The sequence below is a fragment of the Nocardioides sp. NPDC057772 genome (assembly GCF_042798075.1).
Taxonomy (GTDB): domain Bacteria; phylum Actinomycetota; class Actinomycetes; order Propionibacteriales; family Nocardioidaceae; genus Nocardioides.
Genome location: NZ_JBHVKN010000188.1, coordinates 1 through 10,010, shown reverse-complemented (window position 1 = coordinate 10,010; position 10,010 = coordinate 1). Strand labels below are relative to the sequence as shown.

Below are 10,010 nucleotides of genomic sequence, written 5' to 3'. Positions count from 1 at the left end.
GGGGGGGGTTGTGGAGGCGGCTTGCGCGGGGGGCCCGGCGAGAACCGCGCGGGGCCCCACCGCGATGGCAGCGCGGGCGGGGGGGGCTCTGTTTGCTACCCCGCGACTGCGGGTCGAGATCCATCTTCGTGGAGTGACCAACCCATCGAGCGCCGTTGCCCCCGGGCAGCGGCGCTCGATGCATTTGTGCGCTGCGCACCTCAGGTTTGGGTTCCTCCGGCACTGCCCACCGGGGTCGGCGGCCTCCTACTGTCGGGAGGTCGACGAAAGGAACATCGGTGTTCAGACTTCGCGTTCTCGTCCCGGTCATCGCCTCGGCCACGCTCGCCCTGACCGGTCTCTCGGCCGCCGCGGCGACCCCGTCCGACACCTCCGACACCTCCGACACCTCCGACACGGTCGTCGCGACCGACAAGGGTGTTGTCCGGGGCCTCGACCATGACGGCTACCACACCTTCCAGGGCATCCCGTACGCAGCGCCGCCCGTCGGCGAGCGGCGCTGGCAGGCTCCGGCGCCGGCTGCCCGGTGGGCCGGCGTGCGGGAGGCCACCGAGCCGGGCAGCCAGTGTGCGCAGATCGCCCCGGCGTACGGCGGAGGAACGACGTACGCCGAGGACTGCCTGTTCCTCAACGTTTTCGTCCCCGAGCGGCCGGTGAAGCGGAAGCTGCCGGTGATGGTGTGGTTCCACGGCGGCGGCAACACCACCGGGTCGAGCTCGAACTACGACGCGAGCAAGCTGGCCGTCCAGGGAGACGTCGTCGTGGTGACCGCCAACTACCGCCTCGGTGCGATCGGCTGGCTCGCGCACCCGCAGCTGGACGGCGCCTACGAGTCCGGCAACTACGGACTGCTCGACCAGCAGGCCGTGCTGCGGTGGGTGCAGCGCAACATCGGTGCGTTCAGTGGCAACCGCCGCAACGTGACCGTCTTCGGCGAGTCCGCCGGCTCGATCGACACCTGCGCCCAGATCGCCTCCCCGGCTGCTGCCGGGCTGTTCCACAAGGCGATTCCGCAGAGCGGCTCCTGCGCCGCGCCCGCCCGGACCGACGCGGGTGCCGAGGCAGAGGGGCAGCGACTGGCGGCCGCGGTCGGCTGCGGGGACGTCGCTGACGTGGCGGAATGCCTGCGGGCCGCGCCGGTCAAGAATCTGATCGAGGCGTTCGCTGCCGCCCGGCTCAACGCCGGACCGGTCGTCGGTGACCCACGCGTGCTGCCGCGCGCGTACCCCGAGGCGATCGCGTCGGGGCGGTTCAACCGGGTCCCGGTGATGCACGGCTCGACCCTCGACGAGATGCGTCTCTACGTCGGCCTCGAGTATCCCCAGCCGATCACCGTGCCGAAATACGAAGAGATCGTACGCAGCACCTACGGCCCCGCAGCCGATGCCGTTCTGGAGCTCTACCCGGCCGAGGCCTATGACGACCCGCGCCACGCGCTGGCGGCGATCCGCACCGACTCCGCCGGCGGGCTCTCGACCTGCGCCCACCAGGAGGCGTTCGAGCTGCTCACCGATGCCGGGGTGAACGTCTTCGCCTACCAGTTCGCCGATCGGGGCGCGCCGCCACTGATCGACCTACCGGGATACGACGAAGGCGCCGAGCACGCCACCGAGCTGACGTACCTCTTCCCGGGCCTGCTCGGTGACCTGAACGAGGCTCAGACAGAGCTGTCCGACACGATGGTCTCCTACTGGACCTCGTTCGCCCACCATGGTCGTCCGGGCGATCCGGGTGCGGCTCGCTGGCCGGTCTTCCGCGACTCCGGCGACGTACTCCAGCTGGCTCCGGGCGAGGGTGGCATTCGTCTGGTGGACACCGCCGAGACGAGCAGATGTGCCTTCTGGAACGGCATCCTCGGGTGACGTACGGCCACGTCGGACGGCTCGCCACCCCGAGGGGCGGCGGGCCATCGGCGTCTAAAGCGTCGTAGAGTTCGGCGCATGAATCTGCGGAAGCTCGCTGCTGCCCTGACCCTTCCCGCCCTCGGGCTGGCGCTCGCTGCCTGTGGTGGCGGCGAGGAGGGTGGCACCTCCCCGTCGGGTGCGAAGCTGGTCAAGGCCGACACCCTGACCATCTGCACGCACCTGCCCTACAAGCCGTTCGAGTTCAACGAGGGCGGCGAGGTCGTCGGCTTCGACATCGACGTGCTCAAGATCGCGGCCGACGCCGAGAAGCTCGAGACCGAGGTCGTCAACATCGGCTGGGAGACCATCGTCTCCGGTGAGGCGCTCAACTCCGGGAAGTGTGACGTCGCCGCAGGCGCGATGACGATCAACGAGGAGCGCGAGAAGGTCATGGACTTCACCGAGCCCTACTTCGAGGCGACCCAGGCGCTGATGACCAAGAAGGGCGCCGGCTACGCGTCGCTCGACGACCTCGCCGGCAAGACCATCGCGGTCCAGGAGGCCACCACGGGAGCCGACTACGTCAAGGAGAACGCTCCCAAGGACGCCAAGATCATCACCCTCGAGGACTCGGCGCTGATGATGCAGGCCGTCAAGAGCGGCAAGGCCGACGCCGGCGTCAACGACAACGGTCTGCTCTACGACTTCATCAAGTCCAACACGGACATGGAGATCACCAGCGAGTTCCAGACCGGTGAGGCGTACGGCTTCACGGTCAAGAAGGGTGGCAACGACAAGCTGCTCGAGGTGCTCAACAAGGCGATCAACGACAAGGCCGCCTACGACAAGGTCTACAAGAAGTGGTTCGGGGAGGCTGCCGCGCAGTGACCAGCGCGGCGGTGGTTCCCAAGAAGCGGATGTCGCCGCGCAAGCGCGCGGCGCTCGTCCGTTACGTCCAGTACGCCATTCTGGTGCTGCTGGTCGTCGTCCTTGCTCTGATCGCGGACTGGGGTGAGATCAGGCGTGCGTTCGTCGACCTCGACATCGCCTCGCAGCTGTTTCCCGATGTCATCCTGATCGCGCTCAAGAACACGATCATCTACACCGCCTGCGGCTTCGCCTTCGGGCTGGCGCTGGGACTGGTCCTGGCGCTGATGCGGCTCTCGAGCGTGGGCCCGTATCGATGGATCGCCACCGGCATCATCGAGCTCTTCCGCGGGCTGCCGGCGTTGGTCGTCTTCCTGGTGCTCGGCCTCGGCTTGCCCATCGCCTTCGGTGTGAACCTCGGCAACATCGTCACGGTGACGCTGGCGCTCGGTCTGGTCGGCGGTGCCTACATGGCCGAGACGATCCGCGCGGGCATCCAGGCAGTGCCCAAGGGGCAGTACGAAGCGGCCCGCACGCTGGGGATGACCCACTCGCGCGCGATGGTCACGATCGTGATCCCGCAGGCGTTCCGCATCATCCTGCCGCCGTTGACCAACGAGCTGATCCTGCTCACCAAGGACTCCTCGCTGGTCTACATCCTCGGGATGTCGCTGGACGAGTACGAGCTGACCGCGTTCGGCCGGGAGAACATGAACGCCTTCGCCAACCTGACCCCGATGGTCACGATCGCGCTGTGCTACCTGCTGATCACCGTGCCACTCTCGATCGTCGTACGCCGCATGGAAGCCAAGTCCGGGAAGGCCCGATGATGAGTGTTGCCGCCACCGATCGCGCCTCGGCTGCGATCGACGTACAGAACCTGCACAAGTACTTCGGCGACAACGAGGTGCTCAAGGGCATCGACTTCCACGTCGCGCGCGGCGAGGTCGTCTGTGTCATCGGACCGTCGGGCTCCGGCAAGTCCACGCTGCTGCGGTGCGTGAACCTCTTGGAGACGCCCACCAGCGGCACGATCCTGGTCGAGGGCGACGAGATCACCGACCCGGATGCCGATGTGGACGCGCTCCGTGCCCGGATCGGGATGGTCTTCCAGCAGTTCAACCTCTTCCAGCACATGACGGTCCTGCGCAACCTGACCGTCGCCCAGGAGAAGGTGCTCAAGCGAGGCCGGGCCGAGGCCACGAAGATCGCTCGGGCCAACCTGGAGAAGGTCGGGCTCTCGGACAAGGCCGACGCCTACCCGGCCCACCTCTCCGGTGGTCAGCAGCAGCGTGTCGCCATCGCGCGGGCGCTGTCGATGAACCCCGACATGATGCTGTTCGACGAGCCGACCTCTGCCCTCGACCCTGAGCTGGTCGGGGACGTCCTGGCGGTCATGAAGGACCTCGCCTCCGAGGGCATGACGATGATGGTCGTCACCCACGAGATGGGCTTCGCCCGCGAGGTCGCCGACAAGGTCGTCTTCATGGACGGCGGCGTCATCGTCGAGGAGGGCCTCCCCGCCGACGTGCTCGGCAACCCGCAGCACGAGCGCACCCAGGCGTTCCTCTCCCGCGTGCTCTGAGGCCCAGATAGTCCGGAACGTTTCGGTCCATCTACCGTCGAGTAATGGGCAGGAACGTCCCGGACCAACTCTTGGAGTGGCGCGTGCACCGTGCTGTGGGATCGCGACGCACTTCGACGTGATGGACGCGGTCGGCTTCCTGCCGCCACCGGGCAGGGCGTCGTTCATCACCGATGCGGCCGAGCTGACCCGCCTGGAGGAGAGGCTGGCCGCGGTCCTGGCGAGATGCGGCTGAGGCCGGCCTCTGATGACAGTAGGGTCGGCGGCGTGCCCACGTCTGACGACTACTTCGTGATCCTCGGTGAGCTGCAGTCCGAGTTCGCCGCCGCGCTGAAGCAGGCCGACCCGGACCTACCGGTGCCGTCCTGTGGAGACTGGTCCGTGGGGGACCTGGCCGACCATCTGGCTGGTGTGCACCACTGGGCCGCGGCGATGGCGCGCGACGAGGACGAGGTGCCGTTGCCGGTCCCGTTGGATCTGGTCGCGACCTACCAGGAGCAGGCCGCCGAGCTGCGCGAGACGCTCTCGGCGCTGGGTCCGGGGGCGACGGGCCGGATCCTCAACGGGCTGAGCGACGACGGCCTCGGACCGGTCTCGTTCTGGTTCCGGCGCCAGGTGCACGAGACCCTGGTGCACCTCTGGGACATCCGCTCGGCTCTCGGCCTCGCGGCGCCCGAGGTGACGCCGGAGCTCTGGGCCGACGCCGTCGATGAGGTGCTGACCGTGATGTACCCGCGCCAGATCGCCCTGAAGCGCACGCGCAAGGTCGTCACCCGCATCGAGCTCTCCGCCATCGATGTCGACCAGAGTTGGGCGATCGGGGCGCCGAACGCGGTGCAGAAGGTGTCGGTCGCCGGCTCGGCTCGTGATCTGGCGCTGCTGCTCTGGGGACGTACGCCGCCCACCGCCGCCGAGCTGACCGTCACCGGCGACGAGGCAGCTCTGGCTGAGGCACTCTCTCGCGCGATCGTTCCGTAGCCGCAGCTGAGAGGCGGGCACGGTCGGCGCGGCCGGTCCAGTAGCCCACCCAGACCGTCCCCGCGAGCGAGAAGAGGCCGAGCGCGACCGGAGCGGCGGCGATCGAGAAGACCGCGGCCAGGGCGGAGACCAGGAGCGGGCCGCCGGTGCCGCCCAGGTCGCCGCACAGCCGCCAGCCACCGAGGAACTGGGCGCGCCCGTCGGCCGGCGCGGCATCGGCGCCGAGCGTCATCACGATGCCCGAGCCGAGGCCGTTGCCGATGGCGATCAGCGCCATCACCGCACCCAGGCTGAGCGCGTCGTGGGTGAGGGGGAGCAGCAGACAGCCGAGGCCCACGGCGAGCACCACGGGGATCGCCACGACCTGACGCCCGCGGTGGTCGAGCAGCCACCCACCGGGGAAGGTGAGGGCGATGTCGACGAGCGCGGCGCCGGCGAAGAGCAGGGACACGACCGAGGCCTCGAGGTGGATGTGGTCGGCCCAGAGAGGGAGGAGGCCGGTGCGTACGGACCGCGAGATGCCGATGATCACCACCGCGATGCCGAGGGTGGCGAAGGTCCGGCGGTGGGTCCAGAGCACGCTGCGTACGCTCAGATGCCCCTGCTCGCGAGTTCGGGTGCGGCCGAGCTCGGGCATCCAGCCGCCGATCACCGCCGAGGTCAGCGACATCGCGGCCGCGAACAAGAAGACCGCCGGGACCCCGAGGAAGTGGATGAGGCCGGCGCCCAGCAGCGGCCCGACGAAGACGCCGAGCCGGAACGACCCGCCGAGCAGCGACATCGCCCGCGCCCGGTGGGAGGGTGGGGTCGCGTCGATGAGGAAGCCCTGCCGGGCGATCAGGAACGCCGTCCAGCTCATCCCGCTCACGAAGACGGCGACGGCGAGCACGGCGACCGAGCTGCTGAGGAAGGCCACGGTCATCGCGACCGCGTCGAGCGCTCCGGCGCCCATCAACGTCCGCCGCTCGCCGATCCGAGCCACCAGCGAGCCGGCGGGCAGGGAGGTGGCCAGCGATCCGATCCCGAGCAGCGCGACCACGAACGCGGCCAGGGAAGCGTCCGCGCCCAGGTCGGACGCCCGGAGCGCGAGCACCGGCATCACCGCCCCGTGTCCCATGGAGCTGACGATCGACGGTGCGTACGCCACCACCGCGATGTCTCGGAACCGGAACTCCTTGCTCGTCGTCTCCGTCGTCACCCCTTTACTCTGCCCGATTCATTACCAAGGCTCACTATTTTTACGCAGAGCGAGACGGCAGGCCGCTGGCCGAGGCGTCACCGCGGTCGGCCGAGACGTCACTCAGGTCGGTCGACCCGGCAGTTCGATGCCCACTCGGCCGACGGGGGCGACGCCTCGGCAGATCGTCACCAGCGGGAGTGCACGGCCTCGCGGAAGTGGGTGTCGTAGATCTGGCGTACGCCGGAGAGCAGTGCGTCCGAGAGCGGCGGCAGCGAGCCGGCGGCGGAGTTGGCGTGGGCCTGGGCGGTGTTGCGGGCGCCGGGGATGACCGTGGTGACGCCGGGTTGCTGGGCCACCCAGGCGAGGGCGACCTGTGCGGGCGTCGCGCCCTCCGGGCCGTGCTCGGACACCAGCTCGGCGAACTCCTGAGCCGCCTTGACGCCGGTGGCGTAGTCGACGCCGGAGAAGGTCTCGCCGACGTCGAAGGCCTCGCCGTGGCGGTTGTAGCTGCGGTGGTCGTCGGCGGCGAAGGTCGTCGACTCGGTGTAGCGCCCAGACAGCAGCCCGGAGGCCAGCGGCACCCGCGCGATGATCCCGACGCCGGCCTCCGCAGCGGCGGGGAGCACGCGGTCCAGCGGCTTGAGCCGGAACGCGTTCAGGATGATCTGGACAGAGGCCACGTGGGGCCGCGCGATCGCGGCCAGCGCCTGGTCGCAGGTCTCCACGCTGACCCCGTACGCAGCGATCACGCCCTCCGCGACCAGCGTGTCCAGCGCGTCATAGGTCGCCGCGGACTCGATCGTCTCCGAGGGCGGGCAGTGCAGCTGCACCAGGTCGATCGTGTCGACGCCGAGGTTGGAGCGCGAGCGGTCGAGCCACTCGCGGAAGGCGGTCAGGGTGTAGCTGGACGGCACCTGTTCGGCCCGGCGTCCCATCTTCGTGGCGACGAACAGGCCCTCGTGCGACCGCAGGAACCGCCCGATCACCTGCTCGCTCCGGCCGTCGCCGTAGACGTCGGCGGTGTCGAGGAAGGTCACCCCGTCGCCCACCGCCGCCTCGAGCACGGCCAGCGCGTCCGACTCGCTGACCTCGCCCCAGTCGGCACCGAGCTGCCAGGTGCCGAGACCGATGACCGACGCCGAGCGCCCGATCCTTCCGAAGGTGTGGCTCTCCATGCGGCAAAGGTACTGGGCGCGGATTTGGCGGCACTCCGCGGCGTACGCATAATTGTTGCTCGAAACCAGAGACCGCCGGTTGTCAGGTGTGCATGCACCCGATCGAAGGTTCCGCAGGATGCGGACGGCCAGCGTAGGTGATGAGCAAGACGAGATCGTACGTCACGCCCTGAGCCTGCGCTCGGGGCGTTTGTCGTTCACGGGCCCTCGCCGGTGGGATCGATTCCCGGAAGAAGGAGACCCATGGCGCGGGCTGACAAGCAGGCTGCCGTTGCCGAGATCGCTGACGAGTTCAGCGCCTCGAGCGGTGTCGTGCTGACCGAGTACCGTGGTCTCACCGTTGGCGAGCTGAAGACTCTTCGTCGCTCGCTCGGTGAGAGCGCAAACTACGCCGTGGTCAAGAACACGCTGGCCAAGATCGCTGCCTCCCAGAGCGGCATCGAAGGCTTCGATGACCTGCTGACCGGCCCGACCGCGATCGCCTTCATCAAGGGTGACGTCGTCGAGGCGGCCAAGGGTCTGCGTGACTTTGCCAAGGCCAACCCCAACCTTGTCATCAAGGGCGGGTACCTCGACGGCAAGGCCATCGACGCTGCTGAGGTCGGCAAGCTTGCCGACCTGGAGTCGCGCGAGGTCCTGCTCGCCAAGCTTGCGGGCGCGTTCACCGCGACGATGTCCCAGGCTCTGTACGCCTTCAACGCTCTGCCCTCGAAGACCGCGCAGCTCGCTGCCGCTCTCGAGGCCAAGGCCGCGGAGGACCCCTCGATCCTCGCAGGTGGTGCCGCTGAGCCGGCTGCCGCCGAGGAGGCTCCGGCCGAGGCGTGAGCCCCGGTCGTAACTAACACCACCTGTAACCCGGCCCCGGTGCGGATCCGATAACCAACCGCTCAGGGCCACCACGAAAGGAATGCCATCATGGCGAAGCTCTCCACCGACGAGCTGCTCGACGCTTTCAAGGAGCTCACCCTCATCGAGCTCTCCGAGTTCGTTAAGGCCTTCGAGGACACCTTCGGTGTCACCGCTGCCGCTCCGGTTGCCGTTGCCGCTGCTGCCGGCGCCCCGGGCGCCCCGGCCGGCGAGGCCGCTGCCGAGAAGGACGAGTTCGACGTCATTCTCGAGTCCGCTGGCGACAAGAAGATCAACGTCATCAAGGAGGTGCGCGGCCTCACCTCCCTCGGTCTGAAGGAGGCCAAGGAGCTGGTCGAGGGTGCGCCCAAGGCCGTCCTCGAGGGCGCCAACAAGGAGACCGCTGACAAGGCGAAGGAGGCCCTCGAGGCCGCCGGCGCCACGGTCACCGTCAAGTGATCTGAGGGCTTCGGCCCTTGAGCCCGGGTTCGGCGGTTCCGCCGGGCCCGGGCTTTCTACATCGCGGAAACAGTTCCGCCACAGATCGGTCAAACTGCAGCGCAGCGCTCCGATCGTTCCAACTGCGGGAGGCTACTCGAGAGTAGCCTCCCGCAGTTTGTTTCGTTATCTTGAACACACGCCGAGCGCGAAGGTCGCGATCCGACCGTCGTTGTGTTCGCTGAGGGACCCGTCTCGGGTGGCGATCACCGTCGCCGTTCGCAGCCGCTATGGTTTACAAAAGTGTGACGCGTGTCGCAGGAAGTGCGTAACCCCCGTCACACTTCGCCGTTAGTCGGGCAGTGGGGGACTTGAGGGAGACCTCCGCGAACAGGAAGGGAGCCGGCCCGGATGGGTGTAGACGTAAAGATCGAAGGGCTGACCAAGAGCTTTGGTAAGCAGCTCATCTGGAAGGACGTCACGCTGACGCTGCCCGCGGGCGAGATCAGCGTGATGCTCGGGCCGTCCGGCACCGGTAAGTCGGTGCTCCTCAAGACCCTGATCGGTCTGATCAAGCCAGACCAGGGATCGGTGGTCATCGAAGGCGTCGACATCGCCAGCTGCTCGGAGAAGGATCTCTACGAGGTCCGCAAGCTGTTCGGTGTCCTGTTCCAGGACGGCGCCATGTTCGGCTCGATGGACCTGTTCGACAACGTCGCGTTCCCCTTGCGTGAGCACACGAAGAAGAGCGAGTCGGAGATCCGCAACATCGTCATGGAGAAGATGGACCTGGTCGGTCTCATCGGCGCCGAGAACAAGCTTCCCGGTGAGATCTCCGGCGGTATGCGCAAGCGTGCCGGTCTGGCGCGAGCCCTCGTCCTCGACCCCGAGATCCTGCTCATCGACGAGCCCGACTCCGGTCTCGACCCGGTGCGCACCGCGTTCATCAACCAGCTCTTCATCGACCTGAACGCGCAGATCGACGCGACGTTCCTGATCGTGACCCACGACATCAACTCGACGCGTACGGTGCCGGACAACATCGGCCTGCTCTACCACAAGCACCTGGCCATGTACGGTCCCCGCGAGATGCTGCT

General features: G+C 68.1%; 11 protein-coding genes. 9 read left to right on the top strand and 2 right to left on the bottom strand.

Annotated elements, in window-relative coordinates:
• Positions 1-278 precede the first annotated feature (278 nt).
• From ACFVJS_RS22615 to ACFVJS_RS22590, 6 genes are all read left to right on the top strand, one after another.
• Positions 279-1,862: a carboxylesterase/lipase family protein gene (locus ACFVJS_RS22615; RefSeq protein WP_378885214.1), complete on the top strand. Its 1,584-nt coding sequence runs from the start codon at positions 279-281 to the stop codon at positions 1,860-1,862.
• 78 nt (positions 1,863-1,940) lie between these two features.
• On the top strand, positions 1,941-2,732 hold the full coding sequence (locus tag ACFVJS_RS22610) for a transporter substrate-binding domain-containing protein (RefSeq protein WP_378885211.1): 792 nt from the start codon (positions 1,941-1,943) through the stop codon (positions 2,730-2,732).
• Positions 2,729-3,541 carry an amino acid ABC transporter permease gene (locus ACFVJS_RS22605; protein WP_378885208.1) on the top strand — a complete coding sequence of 271 codons (813 nt, stop codon included), beginning with the start codon at positions 2,729-2,731 and terminating at the stop codon, positions 3,539-3,541. Before ACFVJS_RS22610 ends, ACFVJS_RS22605 begins: the two co-directional genes overlap by 4 nt.
• The gene (locus ACFVJS_RS22600) at positions 3,541-4,296 is read left to right on the top strand and encodes an amino acid ABC transporter ATP-binding protein (RefSeq protein WP_378885205.1); all 756 of its coding nucleotides are present in this window, start codon (positions 3,541-3,543) and stop codon (positions 4,294-4,296) included. The genes ACFVJS_RS22605 and ACFVJS_RS22600 overlap by 1 nt, the downstream gene beginning before the upstream one ends.
• Positions 4,297-4,372: 76 nt before the next feature.
• Positions 4,373-4,531 (top strand): hypothetical protein, encoded by a 159-nt coding sequence (locus ACFVJS_RS22595; protein ID WP_378885202.1) that lies wholly within the window; start codon positions 4,373-4,375, stop codon positions 4,529-4,531.
• A gap of 32 nt (positions 4,532-4,563) precedes the next feature.
• Positions 4,564-5,274 carry a maleylpyruvate isomerase family mycothiol-dependent enzyme gene (locus tag ACFVJS_RS22590; RefSeq protein ID WP_378885199.1) on the top strand — a complete coding sequence of 237 codons (711 nt, stop codon included), beginning with the start codon at positions 4,564-4,566 and terminating at the stop codon, positions 5,272-5,274.
• Here the strand turns inward: ACFVJS_RS22590 and ACFVJS_RS22585 are convergent.
• Together ACFVJS_RS22585 and ACFVJS_RS22580 are read right to left on the bottom strand one after the other, a co-directional pair.
• On the bottom strand, positions 5,219-6,472 hold the full coding sequence (locus ACFVJS_RS22585; protein ID WP_378885196.1) for an MFS transporter: 1,254 nt from the start codon (positions 6,470-6,472) through the stop codon (positions 5,219-5,221). The genes ACFVJS_RS22590 and ACFVJS_RS22585 overlap by 56 nt on opposite strands.
• Before the next feature lie 167 nt (positions 6,473-6,639).
• A complete protein-coding gene (locus ACFVJS_RS22580; RefSeq protein ID WP_378885193.1) occupies positions 6,640-7,629 on the bottom strand; it encodes an aldo/keto reductase in 990 nt (329 codons plus the stop codon).
• 243 nt (positions 7,630-7,872) lie between these two features.
• Between ACFVJS_RS22580 and rplJ the strand changes: the two genes are divergently transcribed.
• The 3 genes from rplJ to ACFVJS_RS22565 all read left to right on the top strand — a co-directional run.
• Positions 7,873-8,454, top strand: a complete 582-nt coding sequence (gene rplJ / locus ACFVJS_RS22575) for a 50S ribosomal protein L10 (protein WP_165110521.1) — start codon at positions 7,873-7,875, stop codon at positions 8,452-8,454.
• 90 nt (positions 8,455-8,544) lie between these two features.
• On the top strand, positions 8,545-8,934 hold the full coding sequence (gene rplL, locus ACFVJS_RS22570; protein ID WP_045547017.1) for a 50S ribosomal protein L7/L12: 390 nt from the start codon (positions 8,545-8,547) through the stop codon (positions 8,932-8,934).
• A gap of 390 nt (positions 8,935-9,324) precedes the next feature.
• A partial coding sequence (locus ACFVJS_RS22565; RefSeq protein ID WP_378885188.1) for an ABC transporter ATP-binding protein occupies positions 9,325-10,010 on the top strand: 686 nt, incomplete at its 3' end.

Bases quoted from the DNA above. Each gene is read 5' to 3' on its own strand.
- ACFVJS_RS22580 (WP_378885193.1), bottom strand. From the start codon at position 7,629: ATGGAGAGCCACACCTTCGGAAGGATCGGGCGCTCGGCGTCGGTCATC.
- rplL (WP_045547017.1), top strand. From the start codon at position 8,545: ATGGCGAAGCTCTCCACCGACGAGCTGCTCGACGCTTTCAAGGAGCTC.
- ACFVJS_RS22610 (WP_378885211.1), top strand. From the start codon at position 1,941: ATGAATCTGCGGAAGCTCGCTGCTGCCCTGACCCTTCCCGCCCTCGGG.
- ACFVJS_RS22600 (WP_378885205.1), top strand. From the start codon at position 3,541: ATGAGTGTTGCCGCCACCGATCGCGCCTCGGCTGCGATCGACGTACAG.
- rplJ (WP_165110521.1), top strand. From the start codon at position 7,873: ATGGCGCGGGCTGACAAGCAGGCTGCCGTTGCCGAGATCGCTGACGAG.